12 protein-coding genes are annotated in these 19,653 nt (G+C 61.2%); 10 read left to right on the plus strand and 2 right to left on the minus strand.

Annotated elements, in window-relative coordinates:
- Positions 1 to 208 precede the first annotated feature (208 nt).
- From dnaE to ACTQ1E_RS07610, 9 genes are all read left to right on the plus strand, one after another.
- Positions 209 to 4,012, plus strand: a complete 3,804-nt coding sequence (gene dnaE / locus ACTQ1E_RS07570; RefSeq protein ID WP_441565644.1) for a DNA polymerase III subunit alpha — start codon at positions 209 to 211, stop codon at positions 4,010 to 4,012.
- Between the two features lie 162 nt (positions 4,013 to 4,174).
- Entirely contained in the window at positions 4,175 to 7,648 is a 3,474-nt protein-coding gene (locus ACTQ1E_RS07575) for a DEAD/DEAH box helicase (RefSeq protein ID WP_441565646.1), read from the plus strand.
- A gap of 165 nt (positions 7,649 to 7,813) precedes the next feature.
- Positions 7,814 to 8,176: a desulfoferrodoxin family protein gene (locus ACTQ1E_RS07580; protein ID WP_441565648.1), complete on the plus strand. Its 363-nt coding sequence runs from the start codon at positions 7,814 to 7,816 to the stop codon at positions 8,174 to 8,176.
- Positions 8,177 to 8,293: 117 nt separating this feature from the next.
- On the plus strand, positions 8,294 to 10,279 hold the full coding sequence (locus ACTQ1E_RS07585; RefSeq protein WP_441565650.1) for a hypothetical protein: 1,986 nt from the start codon (positions 8,294 to 8,296) through the stop codon (positions 10,277 to 10,279).
- A 137-nt stretch (positions 10,280 to 10,416) separates the two neighbouring features.
- Positions 10,417 to 10,938 carry a crossover junction endodeoxyribonuclease RuvC gene (gene ruvC, locus ACTQ1E_RS07590; protein ID WP_035137351.1) on the plus strand — a complete coding sequence of 174 codons (522 nt, stop codon included), beginning with the start codon at positions 10,417 to 10,419 and terminating at the stop codon, positions 10,936 to 10,938.
- Entirely contained in the window at positions 10,938 to 11,558 is a 621-nt protein-coding gene (gene ruvA, locus ACTQ1E_RS07595; RefSeq protein WP_441565652.1) for a Holliday junction branch migration protein RuvA, read from the plus strand. The genes ruvC and ruvA overlap by 1 nt, the downstream gene beginning before the upstream one ends.
- Positions 11,558 to 12,625 carry a Holliday junction branch migration DNA helicase RuvB gene (gene ruvB / locus ACTQ1E_RS07600; RefSeq protein ID WP_152073622.1) on the plus strand — a complete coding sequence of 356 codons (1,068 nt, stop codon included), beginning with the start codon at positions 11,558 to 11,560 and terminating at the stop codon, positions 12,623 to 12,625. Before ruvA ends, ruvB begins: the two co-directional genes overlap by 1 nt.
- A gap of 146 nt (positions 12,626 to 12,771) precedes the next feature.
- Positions 12,772 to 14,439 carry a formate--tetrahydrofolate ligase gene (locus ACTQ1E_RS07605; protein WP_441565654.1) on the plus strand — a complete coding sequence of 556 codons (1,668 nt, stop codon included), beginning with the start codon at positions 12,772 to 12,774 and terminating at the stop codon, positions 14,437 to 14,439.
- Positions 14,440 to 14,630: 191 nt separating this feature from the next.
- The gene (locus ACTQ1E_RS07610) at positions 14,631 to 16,643 is read left to right on the plus strand and encodes a zinc-ribbon domain-containing protein (protein WP_441565656.1); all 2,013 of its coding nucleotides are present in this window, start codon (positions 14,631 to 14,633) and stop codon (positions 16,641 to 16,643) included.
- A 290-nt stretch (positions 16,644 to 16,933) separates the two neighbouring features.
- On the opposite strand, the gene ACTQ1E_RS07615 is transcribed toward ACTQ1E_RS07610, so the two are convergent.
- Positions 16,934 to 17,170 carry a hypothetical protein gene (locus ACTQ1E_RS07615; RefSeq protein ID WP_035137347.1) on the minus strand — a complete coding sequence of 79 codons (237 nt, stop codon included), beginning with the start codon at positions 17,168 to 17,170 and terminating at the stop codon, positions 16,934 to 16,936.
- Positions 17,171 to 17,308: 138 nt separating this feature from the next.
- On the opposite strand from ACTQ1E_RS07615, the gene ACTQ1E_RS07620 reads away from it, so the two are divergent.
- Positions 17,309 to 18,265: a hypothetical protein gene (locus ACTQ1E_RS07620; RefSeq protein WP_441565658.1), complete on the plus strand. Its 957-nt coding sequence runs from the start codon at positions 17,309 to 17,311 to the stop codon at positions 18,263 to 18,265.
- An 18-nt stretch (positions 18,266 to 18,283) separates the two neighbouring features.
- On the opposite strand, the gene ACTQ1E_RS07625 is transcribed toward ACTQ1E_RS07620, so the two are convergent.
- Complete coding sequence (locus ACTQ1E_RS07625; protein WP_441565660.1) at positions 18,284 to 19,465, minus strand: cation diffusion facilitator family transporter; 1,182 nt, start codon at positions 19,463 to 19,465, stop codon at positions 18,284 to 18,286.
- Between the last annotated feature and the right edge of the window lie 188 nt (positions 19,466 to 19,653).

The raw sequence follows: 19,653 nt of genomic DNA on the forward strand, positions 1-19,653 counted from the left end.
TCGAAGAGCCCGATCGCCGCCTTCCTGGCCTCGATGTCGTGCTTCACCCTCAAGTCGACACGCATAAAAAGCCTCCCATTTCTCATGTCCAAGAAATGGGAGGCAGTTCAATTAGCTACCCGTGTGGGTTTGGCTAGGTTCGGGCGCTGTCCGTGCCGTGGGGTAAAATCGTTTAGTCAGAACACGAACCCGCATCGGAGCTCATCACATGGCATTCGTCCATCTGCACAACCACACTGTTTTCTCCATGCTCGACGGCGCAACCCGTATCCAGGATATGGTCAACCGTGCCGTTGAGCTGGGCATGCCCGCCGTGGCCATTACCGACCACGGCTACATGTATGGCGTGCCCGATCTGGCGCTGGCCTGCGACGCCGTCAACCACAATACGCCCGAGTACAAAACTTGGAGCCACGACAAGGCCTTCTTGGAGAAGGACCGCCGCGACGAGCTGGTGGAGCCCGATCCCGAGGCAAACCCGCGCGAGCATGCCCAGTATGTGAAGGACATGGCCATGTGGGACGAGAAGGGCAATATTGACGAGCTCAAGCCGCCTCTGGTCATCAAGCCCATCTTTGGCTGCGAGGTCTACTTTACGCCGGACGAGACACTCGCCCGCGACCACAAGCCCGAGCTCTACCACATGATCCTTCTGGCCAAGGACCAGGAGGGCTACGTCAACCTGATGCAGACGGTCTCCGAGGCCGCCGTGCAGGGCTTTTACTACAAGCCGCGCGTGACGCTCGACAACCTGCGCCGCCACGCCAAGGGCATGATCTGCACCAGCGCCTGCATCGCGGGCATCATCCCCAAATACATCGACCGCGGTGACATGGAAGGCGCCATCAAGTGGGCCGAGACCTTCCGTGATACCTTCGAGCCTGGTGACTTCTACATCGAGATCCAGGAACACGGCATTACCACCGATAACGGCCTGACCGACGAGCAGATGGACCGCACGCTCATTGATATCGCCAAACAGGTGGGCGTCAAGGTCATCGCCACCAACGACTTCCATTACCTGCGCCGCGAGGACGCGCCCGTGCAGGACGTCATCATGTGCATCGGCATGAACGCCAAGGTCGACGACCCCAACCGCATGCGCATGACCGGCTCGGAGTTTTACATGAAGACCGAGGAGGAGATGCGGGCGATGTTCCCGTATTGCCCCGAGGCCTGCGACAACACGCTCGAGATCGCCGACAAGTGCTACGTTGAGCTGGACTGGGACTCCATCATCCTGCCGCGCTTTCCGCTGCTCGATCCCGGCGAGACGCACGAGAGCCAGTTCCGCCGCGAGTGCGAGAAGGGCCTGCGCCAGCACTACGGTGACGACTGGGCCACGCGCGAGATCGGTGGCGTCAACATCAAAGAGCGCTTTGAGTACGAATACAAGGTCATTTGCGACAAGGGCTTTGCCGCCTACTTTTTGATCGTCGCCGAGTACGTGCAATGGGCCAAGGACAACGGCATCGGCGTCGGCCCCGGCCGTGGCTCGGCCGCCGGCGCTATCGTCGCCTACGCCATGAACATCACCGCGTTCGACCCGCTCGAGAACGGTCTGATGTTCGAGAGGTTCCTGTCCCCGCAGCGTACCGAGATGCCCGATATCGATATGGACTTCGACGATGAGCGGCGTCTCGAGGTCGTGGAGCACGTTCGCCAGCTCTACGGTCCCGAGAAGGTCACCCACGTCATCACCTACTCGACCATTAAGGCCAAGCAGGCCATCAACGACGCCGCGCGCGTCCTGGACTACCCGGTCTACATGGGCCAGCGCCTGTCCAAGATGGTCTCGAGCGACCCCAAGGTCAAGCTCAAGCAGGTGCTCGAAAAACAACCCGGCAAAGAGGATCTGTTTAACCCCGACTTTGCCGAGGCCTATAAAAAGGACGACGACGCCCGCCGCATCATCGACACGGCGCTCTCGATCGAGGGCCTCACCCGTGGCGAGGGCGTGCATGCGTGCGCCGTTCTGATCTGCCGCGACCCCGTCAACGAACACGTGCCCACCAAGCTCGACACCAAGGGCGGCGTCGAGATTACCCAGTACGAGGGCCATACCGTTGCCGACATGGGCCTGCTCAAGATGGACTTCTTGGGCCTGCGTACGCTGACGGTTATCTCCAAGGCCAAGGCAAACATCAAAAAGAACTTCGGCATCGACATCAAAGAGGAAGAGATTCCCTTTGACGATCCCGAGATCTTTAAGCTCATGGGCTCCGGCCACACCGCCGGCGTCTTCCAGGTCGAGTCCGCCGGCATGACGGCCACGATCAAGAACATGAAGCCCACCGAGTACAAGCACGTCGTGGCATTGATCGCCCTGTACCGCCCGGGCCCGCTGGGCGCCGGCATGGTTTCGTCCTACATCAACCGTATGAACGGCAAGGAGCCGGCCGTCTCCTACGACGACCGTCTGGACGACATCCTGGGCGAAACCTACGGCACCATGGTCTACCAGGAGCAGGTTATGCTCATCTCCGTCGAGATGTGCGGCTTCTCCAAGGGCGAATCGGACTCGCGTATCCGTAAACCCGTGGCTAAGAAGAAGATCAAGCTGCTTACGTCGACGGTGCTCCACTGGGAGGATGGCTCGGACGAGACCACCTACGACCACTGGATGAACGGCGCCATCAAGAACAACTACACGCGCGAGGTCGCCCAGAAGATTTGGGACGATGTTCTCGAGTTCGCATCCTACGCCTTCAACAAGTCGCACTCCGCCGGCTACGCCATCTTGGTTATGCAGACGGCGTGGCTCAAGGCGCACTATCCGCATGAGTACATGGCGGCCGTCCTGACGTCCTATACGGGCAAGACCGACAAGATCGTGCACTACGTCTCGGCATGCCGTCACGACGGCATCCCCGTGCTTTCGCCAGATGTCAACGAGTCCGGTACCGAGTTCACGGCTACCAAGGAAGGTGTGCGCTTTGGTCTGGCCGGCATCCGCGGCGTGGGCACCGGCGTGGCGCAGGCGATTATCGCCGAGCGCGAGGCGGGCGGTCCGTTTAAGACGCTGCATGATTTTGTCGAGCGCGTGGACTCGAGCCAGGCCAACCGTCGCGTGATCGAATCGCTCATCAAGGCAGGTGCCTTCGACTCCACGGGGTATCCGCGTCGTCAGATGATGCACTTTGTGGACAAGAACAACCCCGAGAACATCATCGATGCCGCGGCAAAGCGCCAGAAGGATCGCGCGAGCGGCCAGACGTCGTTCTTCGACTTGTTTGGCGACGTTGAGGGCTCGGGCTTTGAGGTGAGCGTACCCGATCCGGATGGCCAGGAATGGGACCGCCACCTTAAGCTGAGCCAGGAGAAGGAGGTTCTGGGCATCTATGTCTCGGACCACCCGCTGCGCCCGTTTGAGTATGCGCTCAGCAAAGCGCGCGACTTCTCGTTCTCGCAGATCGACACCGGCTACGAGGTGCAAAACCCCACGGGCGGCACCATCAACCAGGAAATTCCCGAGGGCAAGGCGCTGTGGTGGGCCGGTATGGTCTCGAGCGTGTCCAAGCGTGTGACCAAAAACGGCGACCCCATGGGCATCGTGCAGCTCGAGGACATGGAAGGCGAGGCCACCGTCGTGGTGTTCCCCAAGACCTTCAAGGAGGCCGAGGGGTATCTGTACGGCGAGGTCGATCCCGAGACCGGCGCGCAGCTGTCCGATGCGTTTGTGCGCATTAAGGGCAAGCTCGAGCGCTCGGACCGCGGCGACCAGATCATCGCGCAGGAGATTGTGCCGCTTGAGCTCAACGAGGAGAACAACAAGCCCAAGGTGTTTGAGGTCATGGTGCCCAACAGCCGCTTTAGCCAGAGCAACATGGCGCGTCTTGCCACGGTGCTCACCGCCAACCCGGGCGGCGACCGCGTAGAGATCTTTATCGAGCAGGCGGACGGGCGCGTGCTGCGTGCCGAGGTACCTGCTAAGGTCAACGCACGTTCGATTCCTCTGTTGGCCGAGGCCAAGGCCATCGTGGGCAACCAAGGCAGAGTGACGGTGATCTAAGGACGCCGTTGGCGGGGTAGCTAATTTGGGACGGGGCTTTTTTAGCTACCCTTTGGCTGACGGCGAATGAGTCGGGGTCGGAACACATCTCAACCGACATATGGGGGTAGCTAAAATAGCCCCGTCCCAAATTAGCTACCCCGGGTGAGATTGGAGGAAGCGATGGCGCAGGGGACGTTTGTGCAGACGCTTCGTAAGGAGGCGGCGCTCAGCAGTACCTTTATGAAGGGGCGTTCGCTCATGCTCAACGGCGCCGTGCTGTCGTTTGAGGACTCCGGCTCGCGCTTCTCCAAAAACGTGAATATCGAGGGCACGGTGCGTGGTTCGCGCGGCGACCTATATAAGACGCACGTGGCGCTCGATATGGACGAGCACGAGGTTGTCGACTACGACTGCGATTGCCCCGCCGCCTTCCGCTATTCCGGCATGTGCAAGCACGCCATCGCCACGGCGTTGGCGTATCTGGATGCCAGCGGCGCCGAGCCCGTCGAGGGTTTGCGCACGCCGGTCCGCACGTTTACGGTGTCGCCCGCACAGTCCAAGCAGCCCACACGCCCCGCGCCCAGCGCATCTCCGGTCAACCCCAACTTTCCCTTCCCGGCGCCCGTGCCCACGAGCCCGAGCCTTGTGGCAGCACTTTCCGATCTTTCGGACGCGCGCATGGATAAACTCGTGGCCATGCGCCGCAAGCTCGCTGGAACCATTGACCCCGATGCGCCCAAAGCAGTGCTGGAGCCCTCGCTGGTGCCGTACTACAATCCGCTGTTTGCCGATCGCTTTAGCTGGGCGCTTGAGTTTCGCATCCGCTGCGGCTCGGTGTCCTACGTGGTTAAGGATATCGACGGCATGGCCGATGCCTATGCGCGCGGCGGTACGTTCTCCTATGGCAAGAAGCTTACGTTTGCCCATGTGCCCGAGGCTTTCGATGATGTGTCGACAAAGCTGCTCGACTTTGTTGCAATGACGGTCGCCTACCTAGGCGATATTACGAGCTCGCGCTCGGCATCGTACGACTTTGCCCGCAGCGGTTTTGTCGCCGAGCGTCAGTTGCCGGTATCCGAGTATTCCATCGTGTCCGTGCTGGACCTGCTGCGTGGCAGGACCATGTCCTTTGAACCTGCTTGGTCGCGGGGGACGACGACGCACCGCGCCTACGAGGTGGCAGTCGAGTCGTTGCCGGAAGGGGAGAACGAAGTCCCGGCTAAGCACCCGCCGCTGATTGCTGCCAAGATTGTGCCGGCAGCCGGGGGCAGCTATGACTTGCGCCTTCCGGCCGATACGTACTGCTTTGCCTCGGGCGACGTTGCCTATCTGGTCGATACGCGCCGCGCGCGCCGTACCGACACGGCGTTTGCCCAACATGCCGCGCCGTTCCTATCGCACTTGTTGCCCTGCCGCACACCGGTCCATATCGCCGCCGACCAGGTGGGTGAGTTTTGCCGCATGGCGCTGCCTATCTTGCGCGACTACACCGACCTTACCGCGCCCGCTGTGCTCGATACCGTGGCGCCCGAGCCAAGCTTTGCCATGGCGATCGGTGTCGACGATGGGCTCGTGACCTGCAAAATTACGGTTACCTACGGCGACTGGTCGGCAGATCTCTTTAGCATGGGCGCTCCGGGCAGCCCCTTCGAAGAGCAGCGCCCGGGCGTGCCGCCGCGTGACGAGGTGGCAGAGTTTCGCGTTATGGATACGGCGGCTCTGTATTTCGACTTTTACGAGGGTGGCCTGGCGTTTGAGGAACGCGATGACGAGAGCCTGTTCCACTTGCTGACTGAGGGCCTGTCTGCCCTGTCCGAGCTGGGCGAGGTCATGCTCAGCGACCGCCTGCGCCAGATTTCTGTCCGCCCTGCGCCCAAGCTTTCGGTGCGCGCGACCGTCAAGAGTAACCTGCTCGACGTCGAACTGGGCGCGAGCGGCCTTTCGGCGGCAGACCTTGCCATCTACCTCGATTCCTACAAGCGTCACCAGACGTTTGCTCGTCTCACGTCGGGCGACATCATTCGCCTGGACGAGGGAGCGCGCGCCGCGTTTGGCCTTGCCGAGGATCTGGGGGTCGATGCTGTCGACCTGCTCGACGGCGTGTCGCTTCCCGCGTCGAGTACCCTGTTCGTCGACAGCATGCTTGCGCGCACGCCCGCGCTCGAAGCCGATCGCGACGCTGCATTCCTTCGCACCGTCGAGCGCCTGGACACGCTCGGCAAGATGGACTTTACGGTGCCCGCTTCGCTCAAGGCCACGCTGCGCGGCTACCAGGTCGACGGCTACCAGTGGCTCGGTTCGCTCGAGCATCTGGGCCTTGGCGGCATTTTGGCCGACGACATGGGCCTGGGCAAAACGCTCCAGATGATCGCGCATATCCTGGCGCGCGTGGAGGCGGGGGACACTAAGCCCACGCTCGTGGTATGTCCCGCATCGCTCGTGTACAACTGGACTGCCGAGCTGGAGCGCTTTGCCCCCTCGATTGATGTGTGCGCCATTGTGGGCACCAAGGCCCAACGTCGCGTGCAGATAGCCGGCGTGGCCGAGCATAACGTGGTCGTAACGTCGTATGACCTCATGCGCCGCGACATCGACGAGTACGTCGAGCAGGACTTTGCCCGCGTGGTGCTGGACGAAGCCCAGTACATTAAAAACCCGCTCACGCAGGTGGCACGTGCCGCCAAGCGTCTGCCGGCCGCTGTGCGCTTTGCCTTGACGGGCACGCCCATCGAAAACCGCTTGTCCGAGCTCTGGAGCATCTTCGACTTTTTGATGCCGGGCCTGCTCGGCACGCGCGAGTCGTTTGCCAAGCGCTTCGAAAGCCCGGTCGAGCACGCCGAGGGTGACAGCGCCGCTCGTCTGCAGGCGCTCGTGTCGCCGTTTGTGCTGCGCCGCGTCAAGGAAGACGTGGTGGCCGACCTGCCCGAGAAGATCGAGGATACGGTGATGGCGCAGCTCGCCGGCGAGCAGCGTAAGCTCTACCTGGCCAACCAGGACCGCATTGCCCAGCAAGTGCAGCACCGCGAGGCCGGGGAGTTCAAAAAAGATAAGCTCAAGGTACTTGCCGAGCTCACCAAGCTGCGCCAGATCTGCTGTGATCCTCATCTGCATTACGCGGACTACAAGGCGGGAAGCGCCAAGCTCGATACGTGTATGGAGCTCGTCCACGGCGCGCTCGACGGCGGTCATCGCATCTTGCTGTTCAGCCAGTTTACGGGCATGCTCGATATCATCGGCAAGCGCCTGGCCAAGGAGGATATCGCCTTCCTTAAGCTTACGGGCGCATCGTCTAAAGAGAGCCGCGCCAAGATGGTTGCGCAGTTCCAAGCGGGCGAGGTGCCGGTGTTCTTGATTTCGCTCAAGGCGGGCGGCGTGGGCCTTAATTTGACGGCTGCCGACGTGGTCATCCACTACGACCCGTGGTGGAACGTGGCGGCGCAGGACCAGGCGACCGACCGCGCCCACCGCATTGGCCAGCAGCACACCGTGACCGTGTACAAGCTCATCGCCAAGGACACAATCGAGGAACGCATCATGCAGATGCAGGAGTCCAAGCGCGACCTGGTCAACAGCGTGCTCGGCGGTGACGGCATCTCGTCGGCGCTGTTTACCCGCGAGGATGTTCTGGAGCTGCTCGGTGGCGACGGTCGCTAGCTGCGCGCGGGATGGGGCTGCCGGGCTGGGCCAGGTCGCCGGTTCGTCCTGGCCCGACCGCTTGCCTCACCCGTTATGTGTTCATTTGCAATGCCATGGATGGTTCGGCGCTCTTTGGGCATAAGAACTAACGAGAACATTGGCACATCAGCAAAGGAGAACATCATGGCGAAATTCTTTAAAGGCTCCGACGGCAAGCTCGTTGCCGCTCTTGGCGACGACGTTGCGACCCCTGCTGGCTGCACGGAGCTGACGGCAAACACCGAGGATGCGGCGCACGAGAAGCACGTGCCTGTTGTCGAGATCGAGCGCGATGGCCACGTCATTCGTGCGCGCGTGGGCTCGACGGAGCACCCCATGCTGCCCGAGCACTACATCGAGTGGATCGCGCTTGAGGCCGAGGGCCGCCTGGAGGTCCATTACCTTGAGCCCGGCATGAAGCCCGCGACGTTTTTCGCTGGCGGCTCCAAGACCGGTACCGTCTATGCCTACTGCAACCTGCATGGGCTGTGGTCCGCGACGTTCTAGGAGCGCGCCCCCGCTCGGGGTATCATAGCTAGCATATGCACATGCAAGCGCCGGCTGCATTATGCGGCCGGCGCTTTTACTACGGTTTCGATGGTTTACGACGGAAAGGGCTGGGCCATGAAGCTCGCGCTTGCACAGATCGATATGCGCCTGGGTGATATTGAGGGCATTTGCGGTCGCATCGAGGACCAGGCTCGTCTGGCCCACGAGCGCGGGGCGCGCGTGCTGTGCGTCCCGGCTCCGCTCTTTATGGGTGCTCTGCCCGGCGGCCTGATGGGTACTGCCGACTTTGAGCACGACATGCTGACAGGCCTGACCGGTGTTGCCGAGCGTATCCAAGAGCTCGATATGATCTGCATCGTGCCCGCGGCGGTTTCGTTTGAGGGCCAGCCGCTGCTCGACTACATGATGCTCAAGGACGGTCATGTGGTGCCGGCGCGATCGAGCATTGCCCTGCAGCGTGGCGAGAACAACGATACGCGTTGGGCGCCGCCGGTGTTCGACGTGGACGGCGTGCGCATCGCCGTGATTTTTGACTTGGACCGCGAACTCGAGATGTTGCCGACCGGTGTTGACCTCATTGCGTATTTCCAATTCAACGCGTTTGACATGACCGACCGCGAAACTGCCGCCATCGCCGCCGTTCGCAGCGGTGCCTACCGCAAGATCGCATCTAAGCGCAGCGTGTGGTTTGCCTGCATGGCGCCGGTCGGTGCGTACGACGAGTCGGTATATACCGGCGGTTCGTTTGTGCTCGACGACTGCGGTCGCGTGGTGGCCCAGGCGCCGTGTTTTGAGGAGAGCCTGCTGGTTCAGGAGATTCAGCGCGGCGTGATGCTCGATGCCCTGGAAGATCACGAACTGCCCGAGTTTCGTTCCGAGGCGTGGCTGTGGCAGGCGCTGGTGCTCGCCGTGCGCGACAACGCCCGCGCTCGCGGCGCGTCGCGTGCTGTGGTGGCACTCGAGGGTGACTTGCCGTCGTCCCTGCTGGCGGCACTTGCCGTTGACGCTCTGGGCCCGCGTAATGTGATTGGCCTTGTGCTGGGGCGCAACCGTATCTTTACGCCGGCTCAGGAAGAGGCCGAGGCTGCCCGCTGTGCCGCCGTCCGCGCGATTGCCGAGCGCCTGCACATTCGCACCGTCGAGCGCGATGCACCGGATGCGGCGCGTGTGCTCGATCGCGACGTGTCAGCGGGCGATGCCGAGCGTCTGCGCTCGCGTGCGCTGGGCCTGATGCTCGAGGATACGGCGCTCGAGCTGGGCGCCATGGCGTTGAGCCCGCTCTCCAAGACCGAGTACGCGCTAGCGGCACCCGCACTGTCCGGCGGCTACCAGGGCGACTTTGCGCCCTTTGGCGATGTGTACCTGTCGACGCTTGAGTTTGTGGCGCGCGTACGCAACCGCACGTCTGCCGTGGTGCCCCAAGAGCTCGTGACGCTCAACGCGGTGGAAGATTGTATGGAGCGAGTGCTGGCGCAGGCGCTCTCGACGCTCGACGGTCCGGTCGATATGCTCGACCGCGCGGCACAGCTGCTCGGCGGGCTTGAGCCGGGTGAGGTCGATGGCGCGCTCGAGGCGCACGTGGACCGCAATCGAACTTTCGACGACATCCCGATGGCCGCTGGCAAGCCTGAGGCCTGCTCGCTGCTGCTGATGCTCGTTCGACAGGGTGAGGCTGCCCGTCGCATGTTGCCGACGGCGTCGATCGTTTCGGCCCGTTCGTTTGCCGAGCGCGCTTGGCCGTACATGCTTGCGTGGTCCGATTTGGGGCTCAACGGCAAGGAGCGCATGACGGTTGATTCACTGGCGCGCGCCGAAGTGCGCCGCTTTGCCGATAGCGATACGGGCGATCGCATGCGCGGTGAGATGATGGGTCTGTTGGGTGAGCTGTTGGGTATTTCGCCCGAGCAGATGGAGGAGCTGCGCTCTGAGGACGGTCAGCGTCGTTTGCACGAGGGAATGAAAAAGTTCGAGGGCGAGGTCCAGGACGCCATCGAAAGGATGATGGGCGGCCAGGGCGGACCGCAGGGCGGGCCCCAGGGCACGCCGATGCCACATCCGCCGGTGGATCCCCGTCAGTTTCCTTTTTTCTCGCAGAACTAAACTGGGGATAGGATTCGCTCCCAACCCCGATGCTTTAACTAAGCATCTTGGCCCTGTTGTGTTATTCTAGAACAGACGTTCGTGAATAGTGCGTGGGGCCTTGCCTTGCGCTGCGCTTGTGACGAGGGGAGGTTGGCTTGGTTATCTTGGGTATCGACCCTGGTTTGGCCCATACGGGGTGGGGGATTATCGAGGAGCGACGTGGCGAGGTTCGCTGTCGTGCCTATGGCTGCATCGAGACCAGTGCTGGAAGTCCGCTCGCGGTGCGCCTGTCGCATATCGCCCGCGACCTCAAGGGCGTTGTCGAACGCTATCGTCCCGATACCGCTGCTATCGAGAGCATCTACTTTGGCGCCAACGTTCGTTCGGCCATCCCCACGGCGCATGCCCGCGGCGCTGCGCTTGTGGCGCTTTCGGAGTGCGCGCTCGAGATTGGCGAATACACGCCTATGCAGATTAAGCAGGCCGTGGTGGGCACCGGCGCCGCAGATAAGCGACAGGTCGCCTACATGGTGCGCACGCTTACGCAGCTCGATCACGACCCGCACCCCGACCATGCCGCCGATGCCCTGGCCTGCGCCATCTGCCACGTTAACCTCAGCCGCACCCGAGCGCTTACCGGCGGCGAGTTCTATCAACAGAGAGGAACCGGATACTGATGATCTCCCAGCTCCACGGAACGCTTGTCGAGGCCACGATGAGCTCTGCTGTCGTCGATGTGTCGGGCGTGGGCTTTGAGCTCGGCATCTCGGGCAGCACTGCGGCCACGTTGCCGACGCCCGGCGGCGAGGTCCGCCTCTACACGCGCATGCAGGTGCGCGAGGACGCCATGACACTTTTCGGATTTTCCTCAAAGGATGAGCGCACAATGTTCGACCGGCTCGTGTGCGTCTCGGGCGTTGGTCCGCGCTTGGCGCTCGCCGTGCTTTCCACCTATACCGTGGGGCAGCTGTATTCGCTGGTGATGGCCGAGGACGACAAGGGCATGGCCAAGGTGCCCGGTGTGGGTAAAAAGACAGCTCAGCGCCTCATTCTGGAACTCAAGAGTACCTTTGCCAAGGATAAGGGCTTTGTGCCGGTCGACGTGATTCCCGGACAGGTTGCGATGCCCGTGCCTGCTGCCGCTCCCTCGGCCATCGATGATGCCCGCGCGGCACTCCTTTCCATGGGCTTTAGCCCGCAGGAGGCCGATGTCGCTCTGAGCGGGTATGATGGGCAGGATATGCGTGTCGAGGATCTGCTCGGCGCGGCGCTTAAGCGACTCGGAATGGATGCGTGATGTGGGAAGCCGATGACTCTCAGGACCTGTGGGCGACGCCCGGCAACTCGCCGGCGGCATCCATGGCGCATGGCGAGCGCATGGTGGGCTCGGAGCTAACGCCCGAGGACCTCGATGTCGACCGTACCCTGCGCCCCCAGCGCCTGGACGACTACTGCGGTCAGGAGCATATCAAGCAGAGCCTTCGCGTGCTGATCGAGGCGGCGCAGAGCCGTGGCGAGACGCTCGACCACGTGATCTTCTCGGGCCCTCCGGGTCTGGGCAAGACCACGCTGGCCACCGTTATCGCCAACGAGCTGGGCGCTCAGATTAAGACGACGAGTGGCCCGGCCATCGCGCGCACCGGCGACCTGGCGGCCATCCTTACCAACTTACAGCCGGGTGACGTGCTGTTTATCGACGAGATCCACCGTCTCAATCGTTCGGTCGAGGAGGTCCTGTATCCCGCGATGGAGGACTTTGCGCTCGATATCGTGATTGGCAAAGGTCCGGCGGCGCGCTCGATTCGCCTGGATATCCCCAAGTTTACGCTGGTGGCGGCAACGACCCGCTCGGGTATGCTGACCGGCCCGCTGCGCGACCGTTTTGGTATTTCGTATCGCCTGGACTACTACACCGTCGAGGAGCTTGCCCAGATTGTGACGCGCTCGGCAACCATTTTGGGCGTGACAATAGACCATCCAAGCGCGCTCGAGATCGGCTCACGCTCGCGTGGCACGCCACGTCTTGCCAACCGCTTGCTCAAGCGCGTGCGCGATTACGCCCAGGTGCGCGGCAACGGTCCTATTGAGCTTGATATCTGCCGTCAGGCGCTCGAGTTCTTTGAGATTGATGAGCTTGGTCTGGACTGGATGGACATTCGCATCTTGGAGACGCTCGCCAAGACGTTCTCCGGCCGTGCCGTGGGCCTGACGACCCTTGCCAGCGCGGTGGGCGAGGATCCGGGTACGCTCGAAGATGTCTACGAACCCTACCTGTTGCAGTGCGGGTTGATGATTCGTACGCCGCAGGGCCGTCAGGCAACCCTGCGCACATTCGAGCATTTGGGTATCGAGCCGACCCTGTAGGAATGGGCTTGTTTTAGCGCATCTGTAGGCTATCGCTGGGCATTGGATAAACATATCGCCGTTCATCGGTTACGGGTGTTTTACTATTGCGCGCCCGTGCTATGCTGAATTGGTCTTTTTCTCATCCGGTAACGAAAGGACCGCCCATGCCTACTGACATCGAAATCGCACGTTCCGTCACGCCGCTGCCCATTACCGAGGTGGCCAAGAACGCCGGCGTCGACGTTAAGCACCTGATTCCGTACGGCTTCGACAAGGCTAAGGTCGACTATTCACTGCTCAACGAGCCGACCGATCACCAGGCCAAGCTTGTCCTCGTGACCGCTATCAATCCCACGCCCGCAGGCGAGGGCAAGACCACCACGACCATCGGTCTGGCCGACGGTCTGCGTCGTCGCGGCGTCAAGAGCGCCGTTGCCCTGCGCGAACCTTCGCTCGGTCCCGTCTTTGGCGTCAAGGGCGGTGCCGCCGGCGGCGGCTGGGCCCAGGTCATCCCCATGGAGGATATTAACCTGCACTTTACCGGAGACTTCCACGCTATCGGTGCCGCCAACAACCTGCTGGCAGCCATGCTCGACAACCATATTCAGCAGGGCAACCAGCTCGGCATCGATGTTAAGCGCATCACCTGGAAGCGCGTCGTCGACATGAACGACCGTCAACTGCGCCATGTTATCGATGGCATTGGCGGCAAGGCCCAGGGCGTGCCGCGCGAGGACGGCTTCGATATCACCGTTGCCTCCGAGGTCATGGCAATCCTGTGCCTGTCCACGAGCATCAACGATCTTAAGGAGCGCTTGGGCGAGATCGTCGTCGGCTACAGCTATGCCGGCGAGCCCGTCCGCGCACGCGACCTCAAGGCTCAGGGCGCCATGGCTGCTCTGCTTAAGGATGCGCTCAAACCCAACCTGGTGCAGACGCTCGAGGGCACGCCCGCGTTTGTCCACGGCGGTCCCTTCGCCAATATCGCCCACGGCTGCAACTCCATCATGGCCACGCGTATGGCTATGCGTTTTGGCGATGTCGCCATTACCGAGGCCGGCTTTGGTGCCGACCTGGGTGCCGAGAAGTTCCTGGACATCAAGTGCCGCATGACGGGCGTTCGCCCCAGCGCTGTCGTGATTGTCGCCACTGCCCGCGCGCTTAAGTACAACGGCGGCGTTGCCAAGGCCGACCTCAACGACGAGAACCTCGAGGCCCTTAAGACCGGCATGCCCAACCTGCTGCGCCACGTCGACAACATTCAGAACGTCTATGGTCTTCCCTGCGTGGTCGCCATCAACCGCTTCCCGACGGACACCGAGGCCGAACTTGCGCTCATCGAGTCCGAGTGCCAGAAGCTGGGCGTCAGCGTTAAGCTGTCCGAGGTTTGGGCCAAGGGCGGCGAGGGCGCACTCGACCTGGCCGATGAGGTCATGCGCCTGATTGAGCAGCCGAGCGAGCTCAAGTTTGCCTACGAGGACGGTGCCGATGTGGCTGACGCCCTGGAGGCCGTTGCCACCAAGGTCTACCGCGCCGATGGCGTCGACTTTACGCCGGCTGCCAAGCGCCAGCTCGCCGAGCTGCGCGAGAACGGCTTTGGTAACCTGCCGGTGTGCGTCGCCAAGACCCAGTACAGCTTCAGCGATAACGCCAAGGCTCTGGGCGCGCCCGAGAACTTCCGCATCACCGTGCGCGAGCTCAAGGTTTCCGCCGGTGCCCACTTTGTGGTCGCGCTGACCGGCAGCGTTCTGACCATGCCTGGCCTGCCCAAGGTTCCCGCGGCAGAGAACATCGACGTCGACAACGACGGCAACATCACTGGCCTGTTCTAAGCCTGCTGCCCCTAGCTGCCTGCCCGCCCCGCCGCGCCTACCAAGGCCCGGCGGGGCTTTTTCCTTCGTCCCCAAGGGATCATTTTTTGCGGCGGCAATGTTGCGCAACAAGAATGGGGATTTCTCTCGTACGGTGTAGTTGGAAGAACTGCGCGGGCGCATTGCGGCTGCGGCGAGAGACGGGAGATGCGATGTATTGCACCAAGTGCGGAGCTCAGATACCCGATGGCTCCACGTTTTGCACGAGCTGCGGCGCTCGCGTGGGCGGAGCTGAGGACCAGGCGGAGCCTGTGGCGTTTCCGGTGGAGGACGCGCCGGCGTCCGCTCCTGTGGGACAGCAAACTCCTCAGGGTGCCCCGGTTCATATGGCAGCGCAGCCTCGTTATGAGGAACCTATGCCCGAGCCTGCTGAGGCCGCTCAGCCGTTTGTCCCGACGCCTCAGCCCAAGAAACTCAAGCATAGGGGCCGCATCGTTGCTGCCGTTATTGGCGGTGTTGTCGTTGTCGCTATCGTAGCGGCAATCGTCGTCGTGCCGCGTATTGGCGCGTCGTCCGAGGTGACTTCGGGCGGCAAGGGCTACGTTGTCTGCGCGTGCGAGACTAAAGTGCTGCCCAAGAACAGCAAGGGCAAAAAGCTTAAGAGCTATACCGTCGAGCTGGCGCCGGTGTCCGGCAAGGGCAAGAGCTACACCATTAAGGTCGATGGCGAGGACGGCTTTGCCATGGAGGACTTTGGCGAGCTGCCCGATCAGAAGTACCAGATGACCATTACCTCGGGCAAGGGCAAAAAGAAGAGCACGACCACCATGAAGGTGGACTATGCCAAGGAAGGCTCGGACGCCCCTAAGAACGTTGAGCTCACGCAGTCCAAGAAGGAGGCCAAGGCTTCTGCCAAGGCAGCGGTCAAGACGGCAGATGAGCTGTTCACCGACAAGATTCTCGAGTACCAGAAAAAGTACGGCGAGGGCGAGGCTGTCGGGTTCGATGAATATGCGTATGGAGCCCAGGGTGTTGCTTACGCCAAGCTCATTGACTTTGATGGCGATGGTCAAGATGAGCTGCTGATTGAGTATTCGGATGAGCCAGTGGACCGTGAGAATCAGGCCGTCGCTGCACATCTCGAAGTTTGGGCGTATAAAGATGGCGATATTAAAAAGGTATATTCGCCGGAGGTGAACGTGTCTGCTCAAGAAGCGTGTGTGTCCATCTGGCTTTGTGAATACGAAGGCAAGATTGGATTTGAACAATGGTTCGACCATGGGACGGCGATTAAACAAAGCGACGTCTCTGGCGAGAGTGGACCTTCTGCCCACGAATACCAGGTTAAATTTATTGGATATGACGGCAAGTCATTTAAAGCCATGGCCGACCTTGTTGCCTCGAACGAAGTCGGTTCAGCCTCTTTGGGCGGTTTTGGTTTCTTGTATGCCGACGAGAGCTCGGTTAACAGCACCATTGGCACGGTCGCCACGACGCTGGAACAGTTGAAGTCGAAAGACTCTGACGGTGCGCAGGCGAGCTACGAAGCCATCTCTGCCACGCAGGATGTCAGCTTTACGGCGCCGGTGGGCGAGGGTGCGCCTGATCCCGACGTTACGTGCCAGATTTCGGCTACGTGGACCTATCCTCAGGTAAAAGGCCAGGGTGTAGGTGTCGCCAAGTTCAACAAAGATATGATTCAGCTCGTCGCTGATGCGCTTGACGCGAGCAAGCAGGCGACGCCATATGATGAGAACCATCGTGTGACCACGGTGTATTACGCTGAGATTGTCTCGATTGACGGGGATATCGCCTGTGTGCGTACCTACACCGATAGCTATCAGCCTCCGTATCGCTCGGAGCAGGTGACAAGGTCGGCATGCTATAACCTCAAGACAGGCGAGCAGGTTTCGCTCGAGGACTCGCTCGCACAGCACAGGCTCTCGTTTGACACCCTCAAGAGTGAGGCTAAACAGGCGATTAAGGCTGCGAAAACTAATATGTATTCTTCATACGCCAATAGCTACGAAGATGATGACAACTTTACCGAGGACCATTTCTACTACGACGGCAAAGGCTATGTTGTGGTGCTCGATACCGGTGTATTTGACTGCGACGCATGGGGTACACACGATCTGGTGGCACATGCTTTTGACTCGAGCTATTCCAGCGGTCAGGACGTGACCCCCGAGTATCCTCGCTATACGTATACTCTTAACGAGTAAGGCGAGGCTGCAGAAAGTGAACTGAACAGTCCCCGGCAACGCCAATGTAGCGCCGCCGGGGACTTTTTGATGCAAATTGGCTCCGAAACAAGCTATCTGGGCCAGCCATGCCACGAAAAGCGCCCATCTACTACGTTTACCAGGGTTGGACCGACCATGGAGCGTTTTTTAACAATGCGGCAAGACGTTTACCTGCGGTTTTGTTAACACAGATATGGCTATGGTTGGCACCCTTGGGTTAAACGTAGCAGATGGGCGCATTTTTTGGTTCACAGCCCAAGAAGAGGTCGTTACCCGCGCTGGAGGCCGAAGAGTTTGGCGTTGCGCTCGGCGACCATCATGTTGATATCGGCGATTTCCATCTCGCCGTCAATGTAGGGCTGGTAGGTGCCATATGGATCGCCGGCTCCCAAGCTGCAGCTTCCGCAGTTGTCGCAACTGCCGTTGCCGCAGCCAGCGAGCGCTAGCTTGATGATCTCCTCACGCTCGGCACGCGTCGTGTCCTTGATGAGCTTGCTTTTTGCCATGACATATCCTCGATTCGCTTGTGACCGTCGGCCGCGCATGTCTTGTAAATACCGGCAGGCTTTGCCCATCATAGACTTTTGCGCGGGTAGAATGCATGGATAACTTGATGCTTACAGGCGACGGAAAGGAATCGTTGCATGGACCAGGATAAGACGACCGTAATGGGTGGCTACGGCTCCCCGCGGACGGGCAATGGCGCCGATGAGACCCGCGTCGTGCCGAATCCCGGCTACGCTGCCCCCGACACGACGCAGGCGTCGGCCGATTCCACGCGCGTTGTGAATTACGGAAACGCAGCGCAGGACCCGTATGGCGCCTCGTCGCAGAGCCCCTACGGCAACGCGGCGGCAGACCCTTATGATGACCTGCTGCAAAATCCCATTCCGCAACCTCAGCAGACCACGTATATGCCGCGCACGGCACAGCCGCGCTACGAGTCGCGCGACCGATATGCGCGCGAGCCGTATCGTGAGTATCCCAAGTCCATCCCTCAGTATGGCGAGGACGAGGAGAAGAAGCCTTCGCGTTCGTCGAGCGTGATCAAGAAGATCCTCATCGTGCTGGCGGTCTTCTTTGCCCTGTCGGTTGTGTTCGCCATCGTGTCTGGCATGCTCAACAAGCGGGGCGCCACGACTGATACCACGGCCGAGCAGACCGAGGCTACCCAGTCCGACACCGTCGACCTGAGCGATATCCCGGGACAGTACTGGTCCAACGCCAAGAAGCTCCTCAAGTCGCGCGGGGCCGATCTTTCGAATGCCGTGATTCTGACCGACGACGGCTCGACGCCTGTTGTCGATGCCAATTGGGTCGTGACGTCTGCCTACTATAACGACAACGGTAACCTCGAGATTCAGCTCACGCGCAAGGGCAGCTCGTCGGGTAATGCGTCCGGCGACCAGGGCGGCGCGGACAGCTCGAGCTCCAACACGCTGGAGGACCTGAGCAACAAGGCGCAGGAGCTGGGGGATAAGGCCCAAGAGCTGGGCGACACAGCCCAGAACCTCGGTGATACTGCTCAGAATCTGGGTGATATGGCAACGAACGCCTGGGATGCCCTGCAAAATGGCATTTCGGGCGCGCAGGGAAACTAGCGGTCGAGCGGAGCGGGGCTACAACTGTTCTGCCGGACGGTCGGGCGAGCTAAAGCCCGAGTCAAACGTGACAACGCATGATGCATCGGGCCTGCGCTCGTGCACGATATGCGTTACGAGCTCCAACAGCTCGTCGTCGGAGATGCGAAAGCCGTCGGGACGCACCAGGTCAAATGACACAAAGCCATCGTGCTCGTGCAGGTCGTGGATGGAGAGCGCGGGATCGATCTGCATGACGCCACGCTTGACCCAGCTGCGCAGGTCGTCGCCGGTGGTGGCGATGGGGTCGCAGTGCAGCGTGATGTCGATGCCCATCTGGCGTTTGATATCGTGCTCGATGGTGTCCAGGATCTCGTGGTGCTCAAAGGCATCGCCCTCGCCGGGCATTTCCACGTGTGCGCTGGCAAACTGACGGCCGGGGCCGTAGTCGTGCACCATGAGGTCGTGTGTGCCCAAGACCTGGGGGTACGACATGATCCTGTCGCGGATTGCCTGGACGAGCTTGGGGTCGGGCGCTTGTCCCAACAGCGGGCTGATGGCGTCGCGCACCAGGCCCATGCCGCTGATGCAGATGAAGATGCCCACACCCAGGCCTGCCCAGCCATCGAGGTCAAAGCCGGTCATCTGCGAAATAAGCGCCGCCGCCAAGACCGAGCCCGAGGTGATGACGTCGTTTTTGGAGTCCTGCGCTGTGGCGATGAGCGTCTCCGAGTCGATGCGGTCGCCCAGCGCGCGGTTGAATGCGGCCATCCATAATTTGACGAGCATGGACAAGACGAGGGCGGCTAGGGAGACCAGCGTGTAGGCGGTGGGGGAGGGCTTGATGATCTTGGCAATGGACTCGAGCACCAGGTTGATGCCGACGGCACAAACGAGGACGGCGACAAACAAGCCGGCGAGGTATTCGTAACGGCCGTGGCCATAGGGGTGACCTTCGTCGGCCGGGCGGCTGGCAAGGCGGAACCCGAGCAAGCTCACAATGTTGCTTGAGGCGTCGGAGAGGTTGTTAAAGGCATCGGCGACAAGCGAGACAGAGCCGGCGAGCAGACCCGCGATGCCCTTGGCCAGGCACAGGGTAATGTTGAGGCCAATGCAGATGAGGCTTGCGGCAAAGCCCGCGTTGGTGCGGCAAGATGCATCGACCGGCTCACCCTCGCTGCCAGGAACAAGTGTATGTACCAGCCGATTTACAAATAGCATGGCGTACCTCCTCGCATCCTCGTTTAAGGGGATAGTGTAGCTCGCATAGGCGCGCCGTGCGCCGATGCTCAGAAAATGCAGTAATGGTCTGCGGGAGCTAACGAGCGGGGCTTCTTGTCCGATCGGGTGCTCCATTTTGGGCCACATGGGTATGGGCTTGTGCCTGCCTGCTCGACATACTTAATGTC

Source organism: Collinsella sp. LCP21S3_C7 (assembly GCF_052118485.1).
Classification (GTDB): Bacteria; Actinomycetota; Coriobacteriia; order Coriobacteriales; family Coriobacteriaceae; genus Collinsella.

Excerpts from the sequence above, each read along its gene's own strand:
- ACTQ1E_RS07625 (WP_441565660.1), bottom strand. The coding sequence starts at position 19,465 with ATGCTATTTGTAAATCGGCTGGTACATACACTTGTTCCTGGCAGCGAG.
- ACTQ1E_RS07580 (WP_441565648.1), top strand. The coding sequence starts at position 7,814 with ATGGCGAAATTCTTTAAAGGCTCCGACGGCAAGCTCGTTGCCGCTCTT.
- ACTQ1E_RS07605 (WP_441565654.1), top strand. The coding sequence starts at position 12,772 with ATGCCTACTGACATCGAAATCGCACGTTCCGTCACGCCGCTGCCCATT.
- ACTQ1E_RS07575 (WP_441565646.1), top strand. The coding sequence starts at position 4,175 with ATGGCGCAGGGGACGTTTGTGCAGACGCTTCGTAAGGAGGCGGCGCTC.
- ACTQ1E_RS07585 (WP_441565650.1), top strand. The coding sequence starts at position 8,294 with ATGAAGCTCGCGCTTGCACAGATCGATATGCGCCTGGGTGATATTGAG.
- ruvA (WP_441565652.1), top strand. The coding sequence starts at position 10,938 with ATGATCTCCCAGCTCCACGGAACGCTTGTCGAGGCCACGATGAGCTCT.
- ACTQ1E_RS07610 (WP_441565656.1), top strand. The coding sequence starts at position 14,631 with ATGTATTGCACCAAGTGCGGAGCTCAGATACCCGATGGCTCCACGTTT.
- ACTQ1E_RS07615 (WP_035137347.1), bottom strand. The coding sequence starts at position 17,170 with ATGGCAAAAAGCAAGCTCATCAAGGACACGACGCGTGCCGAGCGTGAG.
- dnaE (WP_441565644.1), top strand. The coding sequence starts at position 209 with ATGGCATTCGTCCATCTGCACAACCACACTGTTTTCTCCATGCTCGAC.
- ruvB (WP_152073622.1), top strand. The coding sequence starts at position 11,558 with ATGTGGGAAGCCGATGACTCTCAGGACCTGTGGGCGACGCCCGGCAAC.
- ACTQ1E_RS07620 (WP_441565658.1), top strand. The coding sequence starts at position 17,309 with ATGGACCAGGATAAGACGACCGTAATGGGTGGCTACGGCTCCCCGCGG.